This is a genomic window from Colwellia sp. (assembly GCF_013214175.1).
Taxonomy (GTDB): domain Bacteria; phylum Pseudomonadota; class Gammaproteobacteria; order Enterobacterales; family Alteromonadaceae; genus Colwellia.
In genome coordinates this window covers 366,065-391,709 of sequence record NZ_JABSPA010000003.1, presented here as the reverse complement: position 1 = coordinate 391,709, position 25,645 = coordinate 366,065, and the positions used below count along the sequence as shown (strand labels likewise).

Annotated in this window: 18 protein-coding genes; 7 read left to right on the top strand and 11 right to left on the bottom strand. The window is 37.5% G+C overall.

Annotated features, from left to right (window positions below):
- Positions 1-15: 15 nt before the first annotated feature.
- Together HRT55_RS10135 and HRT55_RS10130 are read right to left on the bottom strand one after the other, a co-directional pair.
- Positions 16-477: a hypothetical protein gene (locus tag HRT55_RS10135; RefSeq protein WP_291620932.1), complete on the bottom strand. Its 462-nt coding sequence runs from the start codon at positions 475-477 to the stop codon at positions 16-18.
- A gap of 122 nt (positions 478-599) precedes the next feature.
- Positions 600-860 carry a DnaJ domain-containing protein gene (locus HRT55_RS10130; RefSeq protein WP_291620931.1) on the bottom strand — a complete coding sequence of 87 codons (261 nt, stop codon included), beginning with the start codon at positions 858-860 and terminating at the stop codon, positions 600-602.
- A 350-nt stretch (positions 861-1,210) separates the two neighbouring features.
- On the opposite strand from HRT55_RS10130, the gene HRT55_RS10125 reads away from it, so the two are divergent.
- Both HRT55_RS10125 and HRT55_RS10120 read left to right on the top strand, forming a co-directional pair.
- Positions 1,211-1,870, top strand: coding sequence for a peptidylprolyl isomerase (locus HRT55_RS10125; protein ID WP_291620930.1), 660 nt, complete (start codon positions 1,211-1,213; stop codon positions 1,868-1,870).
- Positions 1,871-2,114: 244 nt separating this feature from the next.
- Positions 2,115-2,570 carry a hypothetical protein gene (locus HRT55_RS10120; protein ID WP_291620929.1) on the top strand — a complete coding sequence of 152 codons (456 nt, stop codon included), beginning with the start codon at positions 2,115-2,117 and terminating at the stop codon, positions 2,568-2,570.
- Between the two features lie 136 nt (positions 2,571-2,706).
- On the opposite strand, the gene HRT55_RS10115 is transcribed toward HRT55_RS10120, so the two are convergent.
- Both HRT55_RS10115 and HRT55_RS10110 read right to left on the bottom strand, forming a co-directional pair.
- On the bottom strand, positions 2,707-3,468 hold the full coding sequence (locus HRT55_RS10115; protein WP_291620928.1) for an ABC transporter substrate-binding protein: 762 nt from the start codon (positions 3,466-3,468) through the stop codon (positions 2,707-2,709).
- A gap of 216 nt (positions 3,469-3,684) precedes the next feature.
- Positions 3,685-4,542: a phytanoyl-CoA dioxygenase family protein gene (locus HRT55_RS10110; RefSeq protein WP_291620927.1), complete on the bottom strand. Its 858-nt coding sequence runs from the start codon at positions 4,540-4,542 to the stop codon at positions 3,685-3,687.
- Between the two features lie 934 nt (positions 4,543-5,476).
- Here HRT55_RS10110 and HRT55_RS10105 point away from each other — a divergent pair.
- A complete protein-coding gene (locus HRT55_RS10105; protein ID WP_291621316.1) occupies positions 5,477-6,574 on the top strand; it encodes an endonuclease/exonuclease/phosphatase family protein in 1,098 nt (365 codons plus the stop codon).
- A gap of 292 nt (positions 6,575-6,866) precedes the next feature.
- Here HRT55_RS10105 and HRT55_RS10100 read toward each other — a convergent pair whose 3' ends face one another.
- The gene (locus HRT55_RS10100) at positions 6,867-8,402 is read right to left on the bottom strand and encodes a DEAD/DEAH box helicase (RefSeq protein WP_291620926.1); all 1,536 of its coding nucleotides are present in this window, start codon (positions 8,400-8,402) and stop codon (positions 6,867-6,869) included.
- A gap of 480 nt (positions 8,403-8,882) precedes the next feature.
- Between HRT55_RS10100 and HRT55_RS10095 the strand changes: the two genes are divergently transcribed.
- Positions 8,883-10,001, top strand: a complete 1,119-nt coding sequence (locus HRT55_RS10095) for a c-type cytochrome (protein WP_291620925.1) — start codon at positions 8,883-8,885, stop codon at positions 9,999-10,001.
- A gap of 60 nt (positions 10,002-10,061) precedes the next feature.
- On the opposite strand, the gene HRT55_RS10090 is transcribed toward HRT55_RS10095, so the two are convergent.
- A complete protein-coding gene (locus HRT55_RS10090; protein WP_291620924.1) occupies positions 10,062-12,611 on the bottom strand; it encodes a hypothetical protein in 2,550 nt (849 codons plus the stop codon).
- 539 nt (positions 12,612-13,150) lie between these two features.
- Between HRT55_RS10090 and HRT55_RS10085 the strand changes: the two genes are divergently transcribed.
- Positions 13,151-14,977 carry a DUF885 family protein gene (locus tag HRT55_RS10085; protein ID WP_291620923.1) on the top strand — a complete coding sequence of 609 codons (1,827 nt, stop codon included), beginning with the start codon at positions 13,151-13,153 and terminating at the stop codon, positions 14,975-14,977.
- A gap of 136 nt (positions 14,978-15,113) precedes the next feature.
- Here HRT55_RS10085 and HRT55_RS10080 read toward each other — a convergent pair whose 3' ends face one another.
- Together HRT55_RS10080 and HRT55_RS10075 are read right to left on the bottom strand one after the other, a co-directional pair.
- A complete protein-coding gene (locus HRT55_RS10080; RefSeq protein WP_291620922.1) occupies positions 15,114-15,725 on the bottom strand; it encodes a DUF5610 domain-containing protein in 612 nt (203 codons plus the stop codon).
- Between the two features lie 305 nt (positions 15,726-16,030).
- On the bottom strand, positions 16,031-16,615 hold the full coding sequence (locus tag HRT55_RS10075; protein WP_291620921.1) for a chalcone isomerase family protein: 585 nt from the start codon (positions 16,613-16,615) through the stop codon (positions 16,031-16,033).
- A gap of 540 nt (positions 16,616-17,155) precedes the next feature.
- Between HRT55_RS10075 and HRT55_RS10070 the strand changes: the two genes are divergently transcribed.
- The gene (locus HRT55_RS10070; RefSeq protein ID WP_291620920.1) at positions 17,156-18,106 is read left to right on the top strand and encodes a transporter substrate-binding domain-containing protein; all 951 of its coding nucleotides are present in this window, start codon (positions 17,156-17,158) and stop codon (positions 18,104-18,106) included.
- Between the two features lie 117 nt (positions 18,107-18,223).
- Here HRT55_RS10070 and HRT55_RS10065 read toward each other — a convergent pair whose 3' ends face one another.
- Positions 18,224-18,946 (bottom strand): methyltransferase, encoded by a 723-nt coding sequence (locus tag HRT55_RS10065; RefSeq protein WP_291620919.1) that lies wholly within the window; start codon positions 18,944-18,946, stop codon positions 18,224-18,226.
- A gap of 642 nt (positions 18,947-19,588) precedes the next feature.
- On the opposite strand from HRT55_RS10065, the gene HRT55_RS10060 reads away from it, so the two are divergent.
- Complete coding sequence (locus HRT55_RS10060; RefSeq protein WP_291620918.1) at positions 19,589-22,537, top strand: cellulose-binding domain-containing protein; 2,949 nt, start codon at positions 19,589-19,591, stop codon at positions 22,535-22,537.
- 259 nt (positions 22,538-22,796) lie between these two features.
- Here HRT55_RS10060 and HRT55_RS10055 read toward each other — a convergent pair whose 3' ends face one another.
- Both HRT55_RS10055 and HRT55_RS10050 read right to left on the bottom strand, forming a co-directional pair.
- The gene (locus HRT55_RS10055) at positions 22,797-23,579 is read right to left on the bottom strand and encodes a hypothetical protein (RefSeq protein WP_291620917.1); all 783 of its coding nucleotides are present in this window, start codon (positions 23,577-23,579) and stop codon (positions 22,797-22,799) included.
- A gap of 353 nt (positions 23,580-23,932) precedes the next feature.
- Positions 23,933-25,285, bottom strand: coding sequence for a M20/M25/M40 family metallo-hydrolase (locus HRT55_RS10050; protein WP_291620916.1), 1,353 nt, complete (start codon positions 25,283-25,285; stop codon positions 23,933-23,935).
- Positions 25,286-25,645 lie beyond the last annotated feature (360 nt).

Sequence of the window (25,645 nt, the reverse complement as noted above, 5' to 3'; positions counted from 1 at the left end):
ACAATTCACTTTTACCTAGTAGTTCTCATCAAAATCATCTGATGAATAATCATCAATTTGCTCATAATCATCCGCTACAGCTTTTAAAGGTGTCGCATCATAGCGGTTATAAAAATGAATAACTAACACAGCAATTTTTAAATCATGTTCGCAATCGTTCATCATTTCGCTTATACAGGCTCTGGCATCGGCATGTACACCAACGAATGGTTTTACCTCTGCCCAAGAAGGCTCATTGCTTAAGTCGACTAAGGCCAAATTTTTACTATCAATTCTGATTTTGGTGGTTATAGCCATGGCTAACTGATCAACCATACCGGTAAATAGTGAAGGCATAGCCTGTAACTGGACAAATAGATTATCTAAATAAATAGATAATAATTCAGGGTTTTCAGGATCCGTTAACGAGGTCATATTTTCTAAATACATAGAAAAATCGTCGGTTAAATAATCAGGTATATTTTTGTCAGATTGCAAAGGTTGTTTCCTAGCTACATGTGTTAAAAGTTGTGTGTTCAAATTAAGAGTTTTGTGTATTTTCTATGTGAGATATTGGCTGGCATTTAGCTCAACGCCTAACTTAATACCTATCTTAATACCTAACTTAAGGCATTGTGCCAAAAGGAATCAGCAACCTCTCGGGGGTCCGTTATAATGGTATAGTTACTTTTCAAATACAAAGCACGCTTTTTAGGATCCGAAATAGCATCATAGGACTTTTGAATTAATTGAAATTTTTCTCCATCCTCAGCACTTGTATTTTTATCTGGGTGATATTTATTCGCGAGTTTTCGATAGGCTTTTTTGATCTCGATGGTCGTCGCATCTCTACCTACACCTAACAGTTCAAAGTGATCCATATATTTACAACTACCTCTGGTTGAAGTTTTATCTTAACAACATCATTATATTTACTTATTTGCCCTTGAAGAACAGCATGAGCATTATTAAAACCCTCATCTAAGCCCCTGATAAAAATTTGCTAAAATGTATAGCTGTACCAAACATAATAGGAAAATCTAGGTCAAACACCATAGAGCTAAGGGTTAGGGGTATTTTAATCTAATCAAAACATTCTTGCTAACGTTTTTTCATGGTGAATTTACTCATTAACGCTGTTATCTGCCACTTGATTGCTGATAATATCTGACAACCCTTGATAAGTTAAAATACTTTCAACAAATTGAATTAAAACCATAAGATATTTTATATGAATAATAACAAAAAATTTATTACTAGCCTTTTTCTCTCACTGACGTTAACTGCTTGTTTTGGCGGTGACCCCGCAATAGAAAAAGCCGATAGTTTTATTACTAAGCAAGTAATAGATAAAACAGATACAAGATGGAAAACCACCTTAACTAAACCGCCATTACTTACCTTCACTCAAGGTAAAGATTATTTTTGGGATCTGCAAACAAATCAAGGCAAACTCACTATCAAGCTATTAACCGATTCAGCACCTATGCATGTTTCTAGTACCATTTACTTAACGGAACTTGGTTTCTATGATGAGTTAACTTTTCATCGTGTTATCCCTGGCTTTATGGCACAAGGTGGTGACCCTACCGGTACTGGTGCTGGTAACCCTGGTTATAAGTATGATGGCGAATTTGACGGTGAAGCAAATCATAGCGAAGCTGGAACATTAAGTATGGCAAATTCTGGCCCTGGTACCGATGGCAGCCAATTTTTCTTAACCTTTAAACCAACACCTTTTTTAGATGGCAAACACACTGTTTTTGGTAAAGTTGTTGAGGATGAAGATGACAGCTTAGCTAAAATTGAAGCGTTAGGCAGTCGAAATGGTAGAACCACCGAAGAAGTTAAAATAATTAAAGCAACAATTCGTATCGAAAATAGCAAATAAATGAATTTTTCTTTATCGTTATCACAGGTTTAAACTCCATTACCTGGAGCTTAAACCTGCTTGATGCCGCGGTGGCGACTGCATTAAAGTTGTTCTTCTAACTCAATGCGAATCATTTAGTTAAAAGAAAAACATCTATTACTGATATACATCAAAATAACTTGCACATTGCTGTGTTTAACTTCACAACACTATTTTAGTTACTTATTTTGCCTTGAAATAAGATAAACAGATGTGAATTATTATGAATAAAACAGCAAAGACTTTATTGTTATTATTAGCGGCATTCTTTTTCTTTATCGGTTTAAAGAGTTACCAACACGCAACAACCTATACTGAATTAACTGATGTTCAAGAAATTAACGGCACTATATTTCAATTACATTGCCCCCCTAAAGGCGCTGCATCATTAACCCTTAGCGACTCTGCTGCTACTTATAATTTATCGGTTAAATTTAGGACTGATTATTGTGATGACAAAGACTCACAAGCGCTTTTAGGTAAATATGTCACCATGGAAGCTGTGCAAGTAGATGGCGATTTTTATCAAGTTTATCAACTAAAGGAAAAAGACCGAATTATTGTTAACCCTGAGGAAGTCGAAGCAGATCAAACAAGTGCCACCTTGGGTTTATTTTTCTTAGCGTTTTTATTGACAGCTTTAGTCGCTTATAAAAGCCGTCGAGGCAGCAAGCAGTAATAAATTAAACTAGCCATGTTACCTTTGATTAATTGATTTGCTGGGCGTCATAGTGGCGACAACATGAAGTGGGGAACGTCCAATGAGCTGCTAGCTAAGCAATATAAAGATTCAGGTAAAATCCTTAGGTAACAAACTACGGAGTAATTCCATATTTTTGCATTATTTTATTATATTCTCCGGATGCAACTAACTTATCTAACAGCATATTCATCGTAGTAACACTAAGGTTGGTGTTTTCCCTGAGCAAAATGGTGTGTTGATATTTTTGATCCATTTTAGTGGCGATTAAGAGCTCAGACTTTGCCGAAGGATTATCGAGCAGGTATTTGTCTAAGAAAGACTTGGTCACTATGGCGATATCCATTTTCCCCCATAACACTAACTGAACATTCACCCTTTCATCAGACGATAGTTGTATATCGAACTTTGACCTTAAAAAATTAGGATCGGCATTGAAGTCAGCAAAATTATAGTGGTAGCCCAACATAGCCGAAATTGACTTGTTCTTTAGGCTGTTAAAATAATCTTGCTGCTTAGCTATACTTTTTAGCGCGATAAAAATATCTCCTCCCTTAAAAGGTAATTTAATTTCGACAATAGCAATATCCTGCCAACCCCATACTTTTCTTTCAAAAAAGAACAGGTCGAATTGACCTTGCTGAAAGAAAACATACCTTCTTCTTGAGCTGGTTAATACCAAGTTAAAATGATATTCATGCTGAATTTTATTTAAGGAGTTAATGAGATCAAGTGTTATACCAGAGATGTTACCTTGACCGTCCTGTTCAATAAATGGTGGAGAAAGGTAACCGCCGACATTCACTTTTTCAGCGGCAGAGAGACTGCCGCAATAAAGGAGTATTAAAAACGGCAAGGCAATTAATTTAGTTAACATTGCATTCCTGATTTATTGGCATAAGACACTTGTTCACCGAGACTTTTATGCCATCATTTTTATTAACGATTAAATAGTTAATTATAGACACTGCTACGCCAGTATTTTCTTAAAAGCTCATTTATTTTATTTTTTTTCACAACACTAACTCTATGCTGATATTAAATAACAAGCCGAGCCTTGCCTAAGAATAAGGTCTAAAAATAGCAGGAAAGATCAGGCGGTCGACTTTAACTCAATGGTATTGGTAAATAACCTTGGATTGACAATTTTATCCAGCATGACTGCATCAGGTAAACAATCGTCATCAACATAGTCAATATAATCCGCCGCCGAATCAAACACTAATATATCAAAAGCTAATCTATCTTTTCCGTATAGACCTCGATGAATCATATCAGCTGAAAAAACTAACAAGTCGCCCGCGGCAAGGTGAATTTTTTTACCGGTAGATAACGCCTCACTACTCTCTCTGCCCTGCTCTTCTTGGCGGACATTAAACTCTTCTTCATTATCCCAGCGCTTATGGGAGCCAGGTACGAGTTCCAGGCCAAGTTCATCAAATAAAGGCACACGAAAGTGTACAACTTGTGTTTCATGCATGATTCTTTTTTGCGCTTCTAAATCATGATCATACTGACAGTCTCGATGCCAAAAATCTTTTTGCAAAGAGCTAACAGGATTGAAGAATAGTTGCGTGTTCATAAAGTTGGCTTTATTGGCAATAACCTTATCAACCAGCGCCATTATTTTTTTTGAGCTGATGAAATTAAAAAGTTTGACCCTATCGTCCGGGGCTAAATATTGACTGCCGGTAATTAAAGAAGAATTAAAAGCTTCCTCCTGATAGAAATCGAAGTTGTCTTTTTTCCATAACTGATGAAATTTTAAGATGACTTCTCTAAGTGCTGAGATTTCAGCGCCATTAAAATAATCTCTAATAACAAAGTAGCCGTGCTCGCTATACGCCTTTTTTATTTGCTTAGTGCTTATTTCAGTACTTTTTATTTGGCTACTACTTATTTCGCTACAACTTATCGGACTGTTATCAAGCACTTTGGCGCTAGCTTCCATTTACACTTATTACCTTTTGACTTTTGACTTTTGACTTTTGCTCATTGTTACTAAGTAAATATTTTATTTTAACAAACTTTACTTACCAAGTTTTTATTTACCAATCTTTTAGTTACCAACATAGCAACGAATTATGACAAAGGTATTCTACCAATCCCTACTAAAAAACACCAAAAAAAACCATAATAAAGTTGTTTCTCTCCCATAAGAATGCGGCTAAATAAAAACAGCACAATTGTATAACAGTTGATTCAAAACAACTAAAAACCAGCTAACCACTGATAGAGTTATCATTCTAATGCGATTAAAAAACAAACCATTGACTCCCTAGAGTAATTACCCTAACATGCGCAAAAACCAAGCGATTATTGATAAATCAATCTTTACCGAATAAGGGCTTTAATTAAATAATTTAAGCCTGTAACCCTGATGAATTTATGATTACAGCTTTGTTTGGCTTTTTAAAAGCGGAGCAAAATACCAATTTTTAACTTTTATCAACGAGACTAACAATGAACACTGCACTATATAACAACCCTTGCTACACAGCTAAAGAACTCAGCAAAAAAAAGCACCTTCCTGTTCTGGCACAAAAACAACCAGCCAAACTTGATAGCTGGTACAGCGGTAAACAATTTCAACACTAACGAATGGCTGACCAAGCTAATCTCTAAGTGAATTAACTTGGTGAACTGCTTTGATATAAAGATAAAGGGGTCGGTAATAAATGATTGCATCATTTATTACCGACCCCTTTTTTGTTTTTAATAGAGCCATTATTACTTTTCATAAAGAGTCGTGCGATGAGGTATAATTATTTTCATCGATTATATTAGCCTCATCAACCTCAGAGATAAAAGCAATCAATCAGAAACTCCCCGCATTAAAGAACGCCACATCAGTAGACCCTTCAGCTGTAGATACGCAACTTAAAATTGCTAGTTTTAATTTGTTTAATTACCTAGAGCCGCCCAATGCTTTTTATGAGTTTGAGCGCATTTATAGTGCCGCACAATGGGTAAAAAAACAAAATTGGATAACAGACTATTTGCGTGAATATCAACCTGACATTATTGGTTTTCAAGAAGTTTTTAGTACTGAGTCGTTAAAAGAGTTAGTCGCCGCGCAAGGTTATGATTATTTTTCTGTGGTTGCTCAACCTCAAGTCATTGATGACTTTATTTATCGCAGTCCTGTGGTCGCCATTGCCTCTCGTTATCCTATAGTTGAAGTTGATGCGGTAAAGCCAGACCTAGAGCTTGCACAGACATTAGGCTTAAGCGGTGACTTTTCTTTTAGCCGAAAAGTGATCAGAGCGACCATTGATGTACCTCATATCGGTAACTGCGATTGTTATGTGGTGCACTTTAAGTCTAAACGTTCGATGATTGAATTCGATGATAAAAGCCAGAGTCTATCGCCAGAAAAAACTATTATTGAAAGCCTAAAAGCGCAAATGGCGGGTGGTTGGGGCTCAACTATACAACGTGGTAGTGAAGCGACGTTATTAATGATTGATATGATAGCGCGGCGTGAAGCTACGGGTCAGCCGATGATATTAATGGGCGACTTTAATAATAACTTAACCGATGGCATATTAAGTCATTTACTAACCAACACCTTACGTTTTGTCTCACGCATTGATCGCGATGCCTACCTGGCTAAGTATTGTTTAAATGACGCTTGGGATTTGTTTCAAAAAGTGCTAACTAATGAGCCTAGTGATACTGGTGAAGATGGTGAAAGTGAAACTACTATTGCTGTAAAGCTAGAAGCGACTCTAGAAGTTAGACAAGAAATGAAGCTAACAGAAAAACAAGTACGTAAACCAACACATTATTTTGGTGCTAGCAGCTCAGTACTCGATTACATCTTATTATCATGTGAATTTGATGCCAGTTATCATGACAGTCTCTATCAAGTCAGTGACTACGATACTTACGACCGACATTTAATTAACCCTATTTTCGACCGAGATGGCGAAAGTACCGATCACGGTATTGTCTTAATAACATTAACGTTAAGAGCATAAAGCTTAATACTGTTAGCTGATATAAAGTTGTTAACTAAATTGATGTGGAATTATAGTTCCCATATCTTTATTCTCTGTCTTATCAAACCGTGTCGGCTAGACCAGCAGTAACAAAAATTGCCGCTGAGACTCTATCAAGCACATTGCTTTGGCTGACACTTTGTAGGCGCGTAGCAACCACTTTTGCCAACATGCAGTATTAAATTTCACATAAAAGATCGACAAAAAAAGGAGCATGAAGCTCCTTTTACTATAAATAGTGGTTTATAGCTAAGCTATACCTAAGTTATACCTAAGCGATTGCTAGGTCTAGCTTAGCTATCTCGGTTATCAAATTACTAACCCTAGGTAGTAAACCTCTAATTGATTGGTTTTCAGCATGAAGCAGCTCAACTAATTTAGTACAACTATCAACTAATGCATCACTGTAGGCAAAGCCTATAAGCGCCACTATCTTAACCATAGCGAGCTCATCAAGCATCTTGCTAGTTTCGTCTTGCTGTTCATAAACGATATTAACTAACTCGATAGTACTGACGAATTTTTCCATTCTAGGGTTAAGCCTGACTAACGATGCAGCCCGCCTGCTTGCACTTCTAGCAATAAGCTCCTTGCTGGCAACTAACTTAGGCTGAATAATACGAGTACGCTTAACCGGTGACTTTCTTTTGACAGTCTTACGCTCTATTGATTCATTGTAGCTGAACTCACCATCAACAAATTGAGCTATATTGGTGACACTTAATCGCTCTGACATTATCGCTGCAGACTTAGCCGTTTTACGGGTAAAGTCTCTATAATCCTCCGCAAAACCATGGGTAGAGATACATTGAGCTAAATCCAGAATTAACGCATTTTCCTTGCCCTTAGAGGCACGTAAACACCTGCCGATAATCTGTAAATACAATCTTAAAATCTTGGTAGGTCGCGCTAAAACAACGCAATCAGTAGCAGGATCATCGAAGCCAATGGTCAGCATAGACATATTGATAATTAGCCTAACATCGTTTGACTTGTATCTACGTATGCTTTCATCATTATCACTACCTGAGCGCTGCGAGTGAACAATTTCATGTTGAACATTGAGTAATTCAAACGCCTCAGATAACGCCTCTACGTGTTTAATAGAGTTAGCAAATAACATAACCTTGCGGCCATGAGAAAGTGCATCATCAACGGTTTGTTGGGCAACTAAAGAGCAATGTTCCAGTAATATGCAGTCTAAACCTGAAACACTAAAGTCACCTCGGTACATCTTAACGGCACTATAATCTATCTCTTGCGCTAGGCTAGGTACTTTGTAAACCGGTTTGGCTAATTCGCCCAATTCAATCAACTGCTTAGTTGTCGTCTCTTCAATCAATTTCATCGACTTATCAATATAAACACCTAATCTATCGATGGGTGTAGCCGTAAGACCAATAATCAAATCAGGAGATAAGTCTTCACGCATAGCGATATAAACGCCGCCCATGCAGCCAACATGGTATTCATCACGTAACAGTACATCACACTTTATATTTAAATGCTTTCTGCGAGCAAAAGACTGCTCCATCACTAAAGTCACATCACCGCCAGCTATATAGGTGTAGCCAGATTTGACCACGCTAACCGTCAAACCATTAGAGGTCAGTGTGTGTAATAACTGCGGAATTAATGCCGCATTACGCAAACTAACCACGACATGTTTGTCGGATAATGCTTGGCACAATTTAAGGATACAGATACTCTTACCGCCACCTGTAGGCAGTGCAATAATGGAGTTTTCTCCAGCGCCAATGGCCTTACTAACGCTGTTAATCTGATAATCTTTGTCTAATATCTGCATGCCATACCACTCGGATTCGTTTTTGTATTAGTGTTGCTACTGTCTTTTTATTTCTATTTTTATAGTTTAATCAGTAAGTTCTACGTCTAGTTTTACCCTACACGTAAGCTTTCTACCCTACGACTCCTATGCGGTGCAGCATCAGCCAAGTCGAAAGCGGGCACTATTATATACTGAAAAGCTGTCGAGATGCACAATTCAGCGATTCATTTTTTTTAGTGGAGTTAACTCAGTTACTTGGCGCTTGATTTTCAGTTGCTTAGCCGCGAATTGGTCAAGCTTGGCTAACCTTGGCTAATATTGGCTAATCTCGGCTAATCTCGGTAATAACGCCAATCGGTAGCCGCTAGATAATGTTCATTTTGTGATGACAAAAATGTTACTAAACTTTTCACCACCAAGGTAGGCATTGCTTCTTACCTTTATGCTCGCTAGTCTATTAACTAACCCTTGTCATAATAAAATATAAAAAATATAAAGATGATGTCCTTATTTTTCCAAAGAATATTACTCGCTGGCTGCTTGATAGGTTTATTAGGTTTTATTGCGCCTATTGAATTATTTGCTCAAGATGCTGAGTTAGGCAGCCTACCACCCCCAAGAAAACTAACAGAGCCCCAAGCTAAGCTTGCTTCAACAAACTACCAAAAATATTGTGCTTTATGCCACGGCGCAGACCGACAAGGCCATGTCAATGATCATGCGCCATCGCTGCGCAGCAAAAGCTTATTTGAATCCGGTGTTCCGCACGCTATTTTAAGACCGATGTCTTATGGCAGAAAAGGCACTGCTATGGGTGGTTACCTTGATGAAGTTGGCGGGCCGATGACGCTAGCTGAAACCTGGGACTTAACCTATTGGTTATTTGAGCAAGCAGGAGTTCAGCGCTTAAAGCTATCAACTAATCCTGTTCATGGTGATATTAAACGCGGTGAGCAAGTCTATTTAGCAAACTGTACCAGCTGTCATGGGGTTCAGGGCGAAGGTGTTACGGCGCCTGCGCTAGGTAATCAATCTGCCCTTGCCCACAACACCGATGAATTTATCCGTCATGCCATACAAAATGGTCGACAAGACACACCAATGCAGCCCTTCAAAGATAAGTTATCGGCGCAAGACATCAACAATATTACCGCTTTTTTACGCAGTAAAGCACTCGGCTGGAAAGAAGAAAGAACCATACTTAAAGCACTGCCAACACCTGAGCAATACGTTATTAACAAAAATGGTGATGACCCAAACTTTACTTTACAAGATGGCATGTATGTATCATCAAAAGATTTAAACACCGCTTTACTGGCAAAAAACAAAATGGTACTGCTTGATACACGTGTGCCTTCGGTTTGGCAAACCGCACATATAGAAGGTTCTATTCCTTTTCCCTACTATGCAGATCTGGATGAAACCGTGGCAGGCATTCCCAAAGATGTGCAAATTATTGCTTATTGTTCTTGCCCGCGTGCCGCAGCAGATTACACCATTAAAAAACTAAGAGATCGTGGCTACACCCGCACTGCAGTTTTATGGGAAGGCGTTTTTGGTTGGATGAATTTAGGTTATCCAGTAATGCGTGGCGATATTGAAACTATTGGCGACTAAACTATTGGTGGCTAAATGTTGCCGACTAAAAGAACTGCAAGGCTGATATTGTCAGCCTGCTCACGTATGCATGGCATAGCTAAGTTTATTTTTTGAATGGGTTGTTCTTTGAGTACTTACATTAGCATTGCGGATCATCTCAATTGCGATGTCCGTTAAATCAGTAACTTCTCCTATGCCAATAGTGTTTTCTAATTGCACTTCAAGATCATGAGCCAGGTCTTTATTCAAACTCTTTAAATAACTGATCTCGTCACGATAATGCATATTCTGAGCTTTATTACTTTTTTTCAATTCAATCTTTAAAATTGCTGGCTGGCCAAGGCTAGCGACCTTATTAGTATATTCTTGTAATTGAGACGACTTCTTTAATACCGCTAAATCACGATACCAGAATGAGTACTCTTCATTGTCATTTTTATCTTTCGGCAACACAAGAATATAGAAAGCACGAGCGGGTAGATCTTGGTAAGCGAGCACGGCGATGATTGATAAACATGACTCTCTAAATTTCTTATTACTCAACAAATTGAGAATAATATCCTCACTACTCTCATTTTTATAAGTAAGATGTTTAAGCGCTGAGTTACCACTAAAACTTGCTGCATTGATATATTGTTGATGCTTAGTTGCTTTTAAGTAGAATGGAATAGAGAAATGATTATGGGCATAAATATTTCTCATCGCTTTCTGCAAGCCATAAATACGACTGCCACGTTTACCACAGGCTTCAATGGTATCAATGTGCTGATATAAATACTTTCTTATGGCTCGACAAGCTAAATGCTTACTTTCGATTGAGTTCATTAATAACCGCACTGCGCCATGACCGTCATAACCCAGTACAATATATTTTTGTTTTTTAAGCCTGCGGTCTTCCTCGGCAAAAGGCACAGTTAATTCAATTTCGATTTCTTCGCCGGCTTTAAATTTAGTTTCTTTTGCTAGATTGACTAATAAACCCTGGATAGATATATTTTGTGTTTCACCCGGAATATTTACCACCACGTTATTACTGCGTGTAATCGCCATTTTAAACGATAAAACGAAGCGGTCTTCACTTCTTGATTCATCACTTTCAGCGGTTACTATTTCAGTTTCAGCAAGATCATCAAGTGTACTAAGTTGGAAGCGTTTAGGTAATAGGTTATTTAATTCAGTTATTTCACCACTTATTGGTTGATAGATAGTTTCGTACAAACTGCTTATATCTGAAACTGTGATCATGTGATCGCAGTCACTAATCACATCTAAAGCCGCTTTAGGCGGAACCCTATTTAATACCGCCATTTTAGGATGAACATGACAAGGTAGCGCTGATGGAACATAAGCATCTTCTTTAGCATTAATAAACGACGACGATATTTTAACTACTCTAAATAGACCGTTTTTGAAATAACGATTAAAAATCGCTTTAACACTTTTATTATTAACAAATTCGTCATACCAAATGAGTGCATAGCTGAAGGTTTCTTTATAACTATACTTCAATATAAATGCATACTTATCAACGGCATTGCTTTCATTCAACGCATGTTGAATATCTTTATGTCCGAGTAACACAGGTAAATGAAAATTTTGTTGTTTATCGCTAAAGAAATCCCATAATTGGTCATTACCTGAAGTTTTCATCGCTACTTTTGCATGCCAGACATTATTATTTTTATAACAAAGTATCGGGATATCATGGGTTTTATTTAGGTATAACTGCTCATAACCTTTAGAGGTTATCGAGTCAAATAGTGGTTTGATAAAGAGTTCTGTCGGGCCGATTATTGCTCGTTTTTTTTGCATTAAGTAATGAAAAAACAAAACTCGCATTTGTTTATCGGTTAATGGCGTTGAGAATTTTAACAAGTATTCAAAGTTATTATTTACTGAGCTGCTTTGACTATCTATTATCTCAAATCCCAGCTCGAGCTCTTTATCAAAATCTATTGCTTTATCATGGTCATATAACCATAAATACACTTTATTAGATTTTATATGCTCTATTTTATTTAACGTCTTAATAATAACTTTTCGGTTATTCATTTTTTCAATGCTAGCGGTTATACCAATGTTTTTCTTTCCTTGAGAAGTCATGCCCATAATGGGATTGAGAAAAACTTTACAAGAAGAGTTAAGCGTCTTTATTTCATGAATTATTCTATTTTTATTTACTAATGGTTTCGGCTCAGTTTTATCTATTTTGAACGCTGAAACTTTACTGCTATTTTCATTTTTATTTGTATTTGTATTTTTGCCTTTATTAGCAACTCTCTCTCGAGCATGTTCCATAACTTCATGATAAATAGCTATGGTATAAAGATTTTGATATTCCAGTAGTTTCTGATTAAAAAACGCTTTGCCTGCTGAATCAAGATAATGATTAATTTTGTTGTGTTTAACAATTTCACAATCGCTAAAAAACAAACGTAAATCAATTGATTTAGTTGCTTGTTGAGCAAGTTTTTTTATTTCATTTTTAACGGCAAGGTGTTGACCGCTACTTTCTTCTGGTAGGAGTTTTTGAACAAGATACTCAAGTCTGTCGTTACTCGCATAAGGAACTAAACTTAGTATTTGTTTGCTAAACCTTATTAGGTGAGGACTTATTGTACTACTCATTAGTCGTTGTACCTTATCTTTTTACATGAACATCTTTGAACATATTTTAAAATATTCAAATCATATATTTAGGTCAGGTTGCTGCGATACACTAATATTTACGGCTGATAAATTAAGCCTTTATTATTCCATATGCGTAATAAATGATATCTTTAGTTTAAATAACATTTACTAGTCAACATTCACTTTCCCACCAAAGTAGTCAATCCGACAAAACAGCCTATTTAAAGCACAAAAGAAACAAATCATCATCCGTTTTCCTCAAGGCTAAACATAGTTCCATAAAAACTGTGTATTTATTGCACTGAATGAGATTAAGCTTTTCACCGGCTCAGGTCAACAAAGCCTATAAAAAAGCAGCACAATTAAATAACCGTTGGTAAAATTTAAAAAGTCCTTTTGATATTACTTATCTTCTTAATTCTTCATTTTTTTTACTTGTTGTTACTATTTTGTTAACTTCAATGAGTTAATAATAAATCAAAACTATTAAACTTATGATTTTAATAAATTAATAAGTAATATCATCTGAGGGAATTATGGTAAAGAAAATATTTAAATGGCTTGGTGTACTGCTGCTTACAGTAATAGTGGTTGCTGGCAGTTTCGCTGCTTATGAATGGAATGCCGATAAACCCTTGAGGTTTAGATCTTTTGTCGATCGAGAAGTATTAAAAATGGCCTTCGAAAGCCCAGAAACATTGACCTCTTTAGGCTTTTTGGAGTCAGTGGGGATCACTGGACATAATGGTGAACTTGATGACGCAAGCCTTGCTAAAGCCGATGAGTTATATGTTAAGTTAAAACAAGTACATAAAACACTCAATTCATATGAAAATGACAGTTTAACCGAGGCTGACCTTCTTTCTAAAGAGATTGCGCTATATTTACTGAATTTTGCCAAGGACTCTGAACAATTCCGCTATCATAGTTACCCAGTAAACCAGCTGTTTGGCATACAAAATGGTTACCCAAGTTTTATGGAAGCTCAACACCAAATTCATAGCAGCGATGATGTTGAAAACTATTTATCGCGTTTAGTGTTAGTGAAAGGTAAGTTCACTCAAGAACTCGAAGGAATAAGGTTAAGAGAAGAAAAAGGAATTATTCCACCCTTGTTTGTTATTGAACGTGTACTTGAAGAAATGAACACTTTTGTCGGTAAACCAATAGAGGAAAATATTCTTTATACCTCGTTGGCGAAAAAAATGACTGAAAGCGGTAATATTAGTGATGATGAACAAGCTAAATTGCTCGCTAAAGCGAAAAGTAATATTAAAGATTATGTGCACCCTGCCTATAAATCATTAATTGACTACTTTACTAATATAAAATCAAAAGCGAAAACTGATGATGGTTTCTGGCGCTTACCTAACGGCGAGGAAGCTTACATAAGCTCGTTAAAATTCTTCACCACTACCGATTACACACCTCAATATATTCATGATATTGGCTTAAAAGAAGTTAATCGTATTCAGTCAGCAATTATGACTATTCTTGCAGAACAAAACTATGACGTTACTCAGGGTTTTAGTGCCGCTATCGAAGATTTAGCTGCGCAAGAAAGCTTTTATTACGAAGACAGTGATGCTGGCCGTGCACAAATACTGGTGGATTATCAAAAAATCCTTGATGAAATAGATACGGGTTTAGACTCTGCATTTAGAATCCGCCCAAAAGCGGGCATGGAAGTTGTTAGGATTCCTGAGTTTAAAGAAAAAACCGCTCCAGGCGCTTATTATCAGCAACCAGCCATTGATGGTAGCCGTCCAGGCCGATTTTTTGCGAACTTATATGATATTAAAGCTACGCCTAAATACGCAATGCGCACATTGGCTTATCATGAAGGTATACCTGGCCACCATTTTCAAATTGCTGTTGCAATGGAATTAGAAGGCTTACCACTATTTAGAATGTTTTCCCCCTTTACCGCTTATGTAGAAGGTTGGGCGCTGTATAGTGAATACCTTGCATGGGAAATGGGTTTTCAAGACGACCCTTTCGATAATATTGGCCGTTTGCAAGCGGAGCTATTTAGAGCCGTGCGTTTAGTGGTTGATACGGGAATTCATTATAAAAAATGGACCCGAGAGCAAGCTATTGATTACATGAAAGTGAATACTGGTATGGCACAATCAGATGTTGTTTCTGAAATTGAGCGTTACATTGTAATGCCCGGTCAAGCTACGTCATATAAAGTAGGGATGATGAAAATCTTAGAGTTACGAGAGAAAGCAAAACTCGCGTTGGGAAATAAATTTGATCTACGAGATTTTCATGATGTAGTGTTAAAAAATGGTGCTGTTCCGCTTAATATTCTGGAACGTTTCATTGATGATTATATAGCGGAGACATTGGCTAAATAGTTTTACACTAATAACTTCCGGTAACATTACCATTAAAAAGGCCAATTATTGGCCTTTTTTATTTTTTGTCTCACCTCACAAAAAAGAGCAGGAGTTAGAATTATTATAACCTCGTTTATTTAGAGCAAGTTTATTCTTATTCTGCTGCACTAAAAGAATCGACAAAAGACTGTAATCCCTGCTGAACTAACTCATAGGTTTTATCAATATTAGTGGTAATATCTCCTCCTAATACTTTTAAAGCACCTAGAATATCTGTGGCTTCAGCAAAACCTTGGTCTATGCCGCCACTAATAATATCAACAAAAGCCGTTAACGATTGCGCTTCATTCATTTCTGGATGCTGCTCTCGGTAAGAAGCTAGGAACTGGGTGCTAAAAGCAACAATACGCTCTGCCGTCGCTTCGGGGCTAAAATCAATACCAGATTCATAAGCGCCTTCAACACTAGTCTCTACGCCTCCCGCTTTAAGCGCTTCATTTATTCCCTGTAAGGCGGTTTTTAACAGCAGTGACAGTGGTTGGTCGCCTATTGATTTACTAAATTTTAGTGACGATTCAATAATTGCCGCGTTAAGTTGTTTTTTCTGGCTGACCGAAATGGGCTCTTGTACCTCTGTCATTTTTTTATTATCGGCAAGACCCGATACTTGCTGGCCTATGGCGCCGCTGTCTTTTTTATCCTGCGCTTTTGCTAACGAGTGAACATCTTGGTTAAATGTCGCATTCGGGTTAATTGATGAACTCATAATAGCTACCTTAATTTATCAACGCCTATATAAGAAGTATCGGCATTATCAAGTATAACTTAAGTGTTAACTGTATGAATTTAGGTCAGCTAGCTTAGCCGTTAATCACTAAGCTTTTAATTGGTATTGATTGGTTAGAGCCAAGGTAAGCTGATAAATGACGGACATGAATTGAAGTAGTAACTTGAAGTCATAAATAAGAGTCATACCTTGAGGTTAGAACATAGAGGCCAGAGCAAAATTATTTAAATGTACTCCGCCACTATTTTAATTTTTGGCTTAACTTAATATAGATGCTCAATAAATTACTTTCCGAGCATATCTCTTTTTAGACCCTTATCGACCGGGCTAGTACCCAACCAAATTGACAATAATGCTTGGCGAAAGGCTTCGTTATTAATGCTAGTTAAAGGTTTATTATTTTTTAATACGTGAATACCTACATTTGGTTCACTGATAAAAGTAAATTGGTCCTGCTTCTCTATTGGCTGATCAAAAACAGCAATAAACTCAGTAACATGAGCATCTATTTCTTTGCTATCGCCATCGGTGGCAAGCTTAAAGCCCTGCTCAATTGAATCAAGCATCCTGGTCGAGGTGATCAAACCGGAAACAATATTCAAGCGAATGGCTTTAATACTCTGACTGTTAAGCACTGCATAGCTTTTAGTTGCGCTTAATCTTTTACTGTTGATCTCTGGCTCACTAAACAAACTTGCCACGTAGAGGTTGATAAAAAACTTACTACGAACACCCGCGCCTTGCACTAGCAAGGTTTTATCATCAAAGCTAATAGACTCAGAAATTTCAATATCAGCAACACTTATGGCGCCAACATTAATAGACAAACTCAAGAGTATAATGGCAAGTGTATTTATCAACGGCTTCATAATTTTTCCTAGTAGATTACAACTCATAAATTATTAATGTGCAGCTATGATTTTTAGTCTTAAATTGTTAATTATTAATTTTGACTGCTATTTAAAAATGAATAAGGCATTCAATTGTTTAAAAATAAGAAATGCAGATTAACAGTATTAACAACAAAGCGATGTAAAGTATTCCAGCTAAATCGTTGTAAAGTGTGATGAATTTAAGGGTTGGTATGTTGATAGTTTTATTTTGTTAGAAGGAGTGATTAACGTTCACCTTTTGTTGTATTCATCATTCAACATGACGTTTTCTCTCCTAAGTCACAGTGGCGACTATATGAAAAACAATGATCGCCCCCTAAACGTCTGTGTAATATGAAGCGAATAAACGTTCCGCGAAATTTAGTAAAGTCTTAATGCCGATAGCTGGTTTATCCTTAAGCTAACAGGCTAAATTATAGCCTTATACAGAGGATGAATTTTGTACATTTGAAAGCTATTTTATTAACTAAAATACAGTTAGAATAAGCTGAAATTTTACTCAGAAGATATTTTCCCTTGCAGTTATTTTTCTCACCACCCATGCTAGCCTCATTCATTAGCTTGGCTATTTTTATTAGCGCTTTTTATAGTGTTATTTTTAGCACCACGGCGCAAAGTGAGCAAATAAATAAAAAAGTGGTTAAAGAAAGAATTCTTTGGTTAGTCGAAGACAAGATTGAAAATATAGATCTTTTAGCTAAAAACTCTGCTGAAACCTCAACTGCTTCCTATATTGAAAACGTAATCATTCAACAGTTAAAAAAATTACCAAAATATGATGTTCGAATAGTGCGTGTGACTGCGCCCCGAATAATTAAAACACTTAACAGCAATGATAATGTCTGTGTCGCCAATAGAGCGGTAACACCTGAGCGTAGGGAATATTCGCTCTTTTCTGATCCGCAAAGCTTTTACCTGACCCATAAGCTTTATCGCTTTAATGCAAAATCCCCTTTACCTAACGAACTATTCAATTCCGAAGGAGAAATTAAAAACCTTCTTAGTGTATTTAGAACATTACCAAAACAAATTATGGGCATTGCCCAGGATGTCTCTTTTGGTAACTTTCTTGACCAGCAAATAAAACAGATAAACCCAGTAAACATCTATTACCGCGGCGGCACCCAGCGAGTAAGAGCGCTAGGGTCAATGTTATATAAATCACGGGTTAATTTTGTCCTCGCCTTGCCTGTAGATATAACCCCAAATGAAACACAAAAACCTCTGTTAGAGCAATACACCATTGCTGATGCACCCCCTTACCTTATTGCCCATTTCAATTGTTCAAAAAGTGAATTAGGCCAAGGGGTAATTAACGATATTAATAAAATATTAGCCAAGGTATATCAAACTAAAGACTATTACCAAGCACACAAAAAATGGTTTTCAGACAAACAATTAAGCGGCTTACAAACATTTTTAGCTGAAAACTTTTCTGAAAAACGATACCTAGAGCCAACGAAATAATACTCACTTTTTAATATTGTGAATAATAGCGTCAGAGTAATGTCATTGAGTGAATTTAACTTTGACGCCATATATTATCTTTATTACTTTCATTACATTTATAAGTAAGAAAGCAGCTTACTCTGGTTTTTTGAATAATAGCGTGAAACGATCTGAGTTACCTCGTACGGTTTTTCGTCCAACTTCAAAACGTAATTCGTCATCTGATTTGTAATGTAAGTTAGAGTAATCCACTAAAACAAAACCCGCTTGTTGAATTTCTTTAATGGCTAGAACAGGGTCAAAACGACGACCGTTTTCATCATTTTTCTTTTGCATATGTCTGCGAGTATGATCGACTACACCATATATTCCGCCAGGTTTTAATGCTTTATAAGCCGCTTTATTTACACTGACACGTTCATTTTCATCAAAATTATGGTAGTTTCGAAATGTTAATACCGCATCAAGATCGTTTACATTAAAGTTCAAGTTTTCGAATTCATAACCTTCACTACCGACTAATTTAACTTTATCAAAAGGGTTTTGTTTCAACAGTGATTCCTTAAGTCCTTTGGTACCAAGACTTAAATAAAACTGTCCTTTATCACGTAGGGCTGGTGCAAGTAGTTTGGTGTACCAGCCACCACCAGGTACCAATTCTAATACCCTCATATCATCTTTTATGCCGAAAAACTGCAACGTTTCCACTGGCTTTCGGTTGCTATCTCGAGCTTTTTCTCTGTCGGTACGTATATCTGACGACATTGCTTGTTTGATACTTTCAGAAAATTCTGCAGCAAAAAGTGCTGGAGAACATAAAGTAGTAGCCATTAGTAAGGGTAAAAATAATTTTCGCATGAATATTTCCTTTCAATTGTTGTTATAAATGTAATCGCAACGCTTACTGCGATTTATTTAACTCGATTGAAGCAAGGTCAGTAAATATAGTCTTATAATAAATCTATAATTTGCCATTATAGAAATTTCATAGAAGTTTTCTGATTTATTTTTGTACTATATTTACTTATATTTCATATTGAATTCAAAATTCTGCTTGGGTTTTTGTTTCCCTGCTTGGCAGTCGTGATGGAAAAATATAGTAGACTTAAATTATAATAGTCGGTGCACAATGATGAGAAATAACTAGAATATATTTTTCGTATTTTCAATAACTCCCCACACATACAAATAACATCTCATTAACGTCCTATTCCTTATTTTTTTACAAAAAAATAAGGTTCCAAATAAAGTAAAAGAAACACCTTTATAACTTTATATTTATTAGTTACTTATGACACTTTTGTCTTTAAAGTCATTTTCACATTAAACACTATTTCTAGCTAAATCGGCATTTGACAGCGCTGTCAAATGCGTGATAGCTTGAAATACGCATGAAAAACATACAAAAACATAAGGCGATACAGGAGCGTTTAACCAACAAGCTTCAGGCATTGTCCATGCGGTATTAAAAAAATAATAAATTAAATATGGGGAATTTGAATGAAACTCAAACAGGCTGGTTTTAAACCAAGTAAAATTTTTATTGCTATATCACTTGCTGCGAGCACAGTGATTTCGAGCAACGCCTTTGCAGCACAGAGCTGTGAAGGTATCAATGCATATCCAGATTTCCCTCAGGTAGACTGGCAAGGAAACCCTGATCACGCGAATACCGGTGATGTAATGCAACATAATGGTAGTGCGTACACTGCTCAATGGTGGACTAAAGCAATTCCTGGTAGTGATAATAGCTGGGCTTTAAAAGATGAATGTACTGGTGGCACGCCAACACCTGATCCAGACCCAACACCGGACCCAATGCCAGATCCAATGCCAGATCCAATTCCTGACCCTACACCTGACCCCGAGCCCGAGCCAACACCAGATCCGATTCCTGATCCAGAGCCGACACCAGATCCAACAGCTACCGCCTACTCGGCTGGTACTCTTTATGCCGCAGGTGATTTAGTTAGCAATGGTGGCAAGGTTTATCAATGTAATATCGCTGGATGGTGTTCGTCAGCATCTGCTTACCACTATGCGCCAGGTACTGGTAGTGCATGGGAAAGTGCATGGACACTGGTCGATGGTACTGCGCCGGATCCTGAGCCAACGCCGGATCCAGATCCGACTCCAGACCCTACACCTGATCCGACACCGGACCCAGATCCGACGCCTGACCCAACTCCTACGCCAGGTGGTCAATGTGCTGATTACAGCGTTTGGACTCAAGGCACAACAGCCAAAGGTGGCGATATTCTCGTTAATGATGACTACATTGCTTTCACCGCTAAATGGGAAACCGCTTCTCGTCCCGGTAGCGATGACACTTGGACTTGGAAAGTAAACTGTGACGGTACAGCACAAGGTACAGCACCACTGTTATCGTTACCAAATGCTAAAGATCCGGTAAGTTTAAAAGTTAATGGCTGGCCGAGTGACTTTGTTGTTGGCGGTCCATCTTCAACACTGCCTGATATGATTACGGTTAACCTAATCAACAGCACAGAGCTATCTGATGACACCAAGTTAACCAGTGCTTTCATCTCACTAATTCAAACAGCAAAACTGGCTGGCTCTGAATCTATAATTATCAATACTGATGTACTTGATAGTATTACCGCAGATAAAGGCGTGTCTTTAGGCATAATTGCCGTGAAACAAGCGCTAACTTCCGCTTTAGCGACCACCAATACTAACAATATCAGCGTTAGTGACATTGATGCCTTAAGCGATGATGCTAAGGGCTGGGCTCAAGCGCAAAACTTAATACTGACTACGCTGGCGCCAAGCGCAACGTTCGGTTGGTCGTTAAGCATTGGTGACTTTGCTTACGCTACGCACTCAGGCAAAAGATCTGTATGGAATGCGGCCTCTAAAGCTACATCTGATTTACTTGATAAGTTGGCACTTTATAAAGGCGATGCAAAAGCTGACTTTATTGCTTTCACTAAATCAAGCGGCTCTGCAAGCTTATCAAGTGAGCAATGGCATAACGCTTTAGAATACGTCAAACAAGTCACTGATTTTGTGCAAGCGCCAGCAATATTATCTTCGGTGCCAACAGCGCAAGCAACCACTTACTTTATGGGCAATACTGCTGGCGAAAGTAAAATACGCAAAGCTGCTCACAACAATATATTCGCGATATTATTTGATGCCGATAGCACAGCCCTAACCAGTAAAATTGCTAGCTACCAGAGCTTTAAGGTACCACTTTACTATGTAGGTAGTGGCTCTGGTGTCACGCCACTAACCAGTATCGCTACTTTAAACAGTGATTTATCTGGTATTGAGTCGGTAATGGATAGCCAAGTGTTCCTTTACGAAACACCTACTTCATCTTGGGTGCCATCAACCATTTATAAATGGGCTGACTTTTTAACTGGCTTAAACTCAATGCACAATGTTGGTGTTGCTGGCGATAAGTTCTGGTTAGTCGATAACACTGCTGATGATGCAACCAATGCCAAATACGCTAAAGTCGCTATTGCCGCATTCCTATCACAAAGTATGCAAGAAACTATACGTTTCGATGCGTGTGACGAGAATAACTGGTCTGAAGTTAAATACGGCGCAAAAATTGATTACCCAATGACCGCAAGTTGTGGTCAATTAGGTCAGAAATATGCGGATTATGGTACTCACCCAGTATCGGGTAAAGATCATGCTTACTCTTGTCCTCGTGATAATACCATGGAACAAACGGCCAATACCCACGCTAAGTGGTACGGTGCGCCAGCGCCAATCTTTGCAGCACCAGACGCAGTACTTGCTGAACAAGGGCTTTTAGTTAATGGAAAAGTAGGTCGCTGGACTAACGCAGGTCACTGTAATACGGTTCCCACGGCTATAGATACTTCTAAGCAAGTCTTTGAGCGTGAAGAATGTCAGCAGTACGTTGGTCAAAAAGCAGGTAGCTTCATCTGGGACGGTAGCGATGAAAGTGTTGAAGGTTGTGGTTGGTGGGGACGTGGTGTTATTCAAACCACTGGTCGCCAAAACTTCGGTACCCTTAATCACTTCGTCGGTCGTTCACACGTTGATCCAGATACCATTGGCACAACGATTGATGGCACTACCGTTGCAGCAGCACCCGATAGCCCGCTCTATGCGGATTTAGATTTATGTTCAAACCCAGGGTTAATTTGTAGCTCTGAAGAACATAAAGAAATTAAGTGGATTGCCGGTTTATTCTTCTGGGTTAGCTCTGTGCAAGCCTACGATAATGAAGGTGGACCATATGCAGATTGGAATTACCACGCAGAGCTGAAAAAGTATGTTGATGGTGGCATGGTAGGTACCGCATTTGTTGATGCGGTATCAGGTATCGTCAACCGTGGTTGTCCAGACGATCATTGTCCAGTAAGTGGTGAAGTTCATGCCATTAAAGAGCGTCGTGCTAACTTCAAACTAGTGCTGCAAAAATTAGGTCTTAATCCGCAATAGCCACAATCGGGTAAATAAAAGCCCTTTAAAGGAATAGCATACTATTGCTAACAAATGCCTGTCGGTTTATAACTGACAGGCATTTTTTATTCATAATTGTACCTTTGGTATATCCAGGACAAGAAACGTTACACTTTGCTTACCTTAAGATTAGCCTTTGGAATTCCTATGGCGCCTACTCAGAAAAAATACGAACATCATCTAGCGTAAACCATAGCCCAAGTATCAGTAATGTCCGTTAACGTATGCCGAGCATTAGCTAATGGCTTGTTTTTCGAATATTCACCACTTGACTCAATTTTAGATTCCGACCTTCTTTAACATCCAACAATCTACGAGATGAATACAAACCAAAGCAACTTAAAACAAATAGAAAAACAATAGATGGCTCAGGAGTCGTGATTATTACACAAGCATTTGGGTCCGTTGCTGGAACACAATTAGCAATACTGATATTGAATTCGTCCTGTGGAAAGGAAAAGTTAGTATTATTTCGATCGGGGCTTAGGAATATCACTTCGGTTAAGTCTGAACCAAGTACATTAGTAAGATCTATAAATAAATCATTAGGATCAAAACCACTGATAACAAAACCATCAGTGCAACAATCTACCCATTTTAAACTGATGCTTTGGGGTCCTGCTGCGTTAATAGTTCCAGATTCACCAGGATCATCAACGAAAGATAATACAGCTGGTCCAGCCCAATCAAGATCAGCGGAAAATAAACCACCACCACTACCATTTGGTTTTTCTAAAATAATACCAAAACTTAACTTATTATTAAGCGTATTTATATGGGTATAAATGTGTGCCGCATCCGAAAATAATGGTATTAAATCTGCTGTTCCTGGATATACAGGATTAGCAGATGATCCTGATGGATTACCATATCTATAAAAATCACTGCCCGTCTCGGCACTTTCAAATGTTTCAAGTAAAAATTGATTACCATTAAAATCGATATCCAAAATTGTCGCTATGGAAATTGATGATATGCTGAGAAAAAATAATGCTATAAACCCTTTGATTATATTTTTCATTTTGTATTACCTCTTTTTCACAATATCTTAAGATATTCATTAAATAAGCATTTTTCATTCCAAAATATAAAATAATCGTATCTCAAGTTATTAGAGAATAATTTATTTTAAGTATTAAAAGAGTATAAATAATCTGATATTAAATTTAGACAAAAAAAGTCCATAAATTCAGCGGTGTAAGTTAGGCTGAAAAAAAAATTATCAACAATGCCGATTTAGCTAGTTGTTACTTAGGCATATTTTATTTGAGCTCGATGATGGTATTGAAGTTGATGTTGTCGATGAGCTTACTTTGGCTAATCAGTAAACTCATCGAAAATGAGAGGTTATTTGCGTTTCGCTTTTTGTTTCGCTTAATGTTTCGCTTTTTGCTTAGCTAAGCGATAAATCAAAATTGCAGTTTTTTCTATATTTTTATTTAAGGAAGTTAAATCCGCAGTTTCGTTTTTAGTATGTGCACCAGAGCCCATTAAGCCTAAACCATCAAGTGACATATCAACATGTTCAGCGGCAAATGAAATATCAGCTGCTCCTGCTTTTCGTGGATTTGCCGGTTTTACCGCGTTATAGCCTAAATCTTGACTGACTTGGCTATATTGCGCCAATAAGTTTAAGTTACCTTGGGTGAGTGCCATAGGAGGATAACCCACGGCAAAGATGAGCTCAGCTTGGGTGTGGTTTAAATTATTTTTAACTATGTTTTGCATAGTTTGTTTAGCGCTTTTTAGCTGCTTATTTGAAAGTGCTCTTAAATCACCTTTTACTTTGGCTTTTTGGGCAATAACATTACTTTTACCAAAGGCCGAACCTGATGATTTATCGATATCAAAATCTATACTGGTACCACCGATAATCATGCCGGGATTAAAAGTCAGATTTTCTTCTCGTTCTAGCTGGGATCTAAAAGCCTCTAAAATACGAGCGGTTTCATAAATTGCTCCATAACCCACTTCATCATTAAATATTTGCGACGAGTGTGCTGGTTTGCCTGCAACGTTTAAAGTCCAGCCGGTATAACCTCTACGTGCCGCCATGCCGGTATTTATATTGTTATCACCATTTTCAAAACCCAGAGCAATGTCAGCCCAAATCGCACCATCAACTATGGCTTGTTTTGATAAAGATAAAGGCCGACCACTGCTTTCTTCATCGCCGGTTAACAGCACTTTTATACTGACATTATCTAGTAAATCAAGTGTTTTTAATGCCCGCAATGCAGCAATGATAATGGTATTACCGCCTTTCATATCAGCTACACCAGGGCCGGAAGCTTGTGTTTCACTGAGCCTTGTAAACTTTTGAAAATCATCGTTCTTGGCAAATACCGTATCTAAATGACCAATCATTAAAATTTTAACGGCATTGGGGTTGCTACTTTGATGAGTAGCTAAAATATGACCTGCTCGATTAAAAGCACTGCCATCAAGCCATTGCACTTCAAATCCAATGGCTAAAAGTTGTTGCTTTGCCAATAAACCGACCTGTTTTACCCCGGCAATATTCATTGAGCCACTATTTATATTTACCGCTTGCTCAATGTCGTTAAGTGCTTGCTCCAAACCTAATTCAACTTGTTTAACTATGCTCTGTTCGTTGATATCTAATGGTGTTTTTGCATGGGCATTCGTTATAACTAAAGAACTTAATGATGAAGTTAATGCTGTGGCTAACAAAAGCAATACGGGTGTGTTAATAATTTTAAACATCGTTATCTGACATAAAATAAAGTTGCCGTTAATATCTATTAAAAGCGATGTAGTTTCAAATAATTAGTGTAAATAATAGTGACACTGCACCACCTTGTGATTGCTTCACTAAGATGGGGATTAAGCTGGTTGAATAACAACTTAACTCACTACTATTCAGCACGTGCAACGTCATTTCTTTACTTTTTCACTGACACAGGTAAAAGATTAGCCAAAAAAATAGTTCTACTGCCGGAATAACAAACAAAAATTTAGCACTTAAAAGATGAGGCATAATTAAGGTTTTACTATCAAGCGGTGTAGTTATTACTGGTGGGATATTTTTATTGTCATGGTATATCTGAGCAAGAAAAAGAGCAA

Coding starts and splice junctions, on each gene's coding strand:
- HRT55_RS10130 (WP_291620931.1), bottom strand. CDS start 860: ATGGATCACTTTGAACTGTTAGGTGTAGGTAGAGATGCGACGACCATC.
- HRT55_RS10125 (WP_291620930.1), top strand. CDS start 1,211: ATGAATAATAACAAAAAATTTATTACTAGCCTTTTTCTCTCACTGACG.
- HRT55_RS10120 (WP_291620929.1), top strand. CDS start 2,115: ATGAATAAAACAGCAAAGACTTTATTGTTATTATTAGCGGCATTCTTT.
- HRT55_RS10115 (WP_291620928.1), bottom strand. CDS start 3,468: ATGTTAACTAAATTAATTGCCTTGCCGTTTTTAATACTCCTTTATTGC.
- HRT55_RS10110 (WP_291620927.1), bottom strand. CDS start 4,542: ATGGAAGCTAGCGCCAAAGTGCTTGATAACAGTCCGATAAGTTGTAGC.
- HRT55_RS10100 (WP_291620926.1), bottom strand. CDS start 8,402: ATGCAGATATTAGACAAAGATTATCAGATTAACAGCGTTAGTAAGGCC.
- HRT55_RS10095 (WP_291620925.1), top strand. CDS start 8,883: ATGATGTCCTTATTTTTCCAAAGAATATTACTCGCTGGCTGCTTGATA.
- HRT55_RS10090 (WP_291620924.1), bottom strand. CDS start 12,611: ATGAGTAGTACAATAAGTCCTCACCTAATAAGGTTTAGCAAACAAATA.
- HRT55_RS10085 (WP_291620923.1), top strand. CDS start 13,151: ATGGTAAAGAAAATATTTAAATGGCTTGGTGTACTGCTGCTTACAGTA.
- HRT55_RS10080 (WP_291620922.1), bottom strand. CDS start 15,725: ATGAGTTCATCAATTAACCCGAATGCGACATTTAACCAAGATGTTCAC.
- HRT55_RS10075 (WP_291620921.1), bottom strand. CDS start 16,615: ATGAAGCCGTTGATAAATACACTTGCCATTATACTCTTGAGTTTGTCT.
- HRT55_RS10065 (WP_291620919.1), bottom strand. CDS start 18,946: ATGCGAAAATTATTTTTACCCTTACTAATGGCTACTACTTTATGTTCT.
- HRT55_RS10060 (WP_291620918.1), top strand. CDS start 19,589: ATGAAACTCAAACAGGCTGGTTTTAAACCAAGTAAAATTTTTATTGCT.
- HRT55_RS10055 (WP_291620917.1), bottom strand. CDS start 23,579: ATGAAAAATATAATCAAAGGGTTTATAGCATTATTTTTTCTCAGCATA.
- HRT55_RS10050 (WP_291620916.1), bottom strand. CDS start 25,285: ATGTTTAAAATTATTAACACACCCGTATTGCTTTTGTTAGCCACAGCA.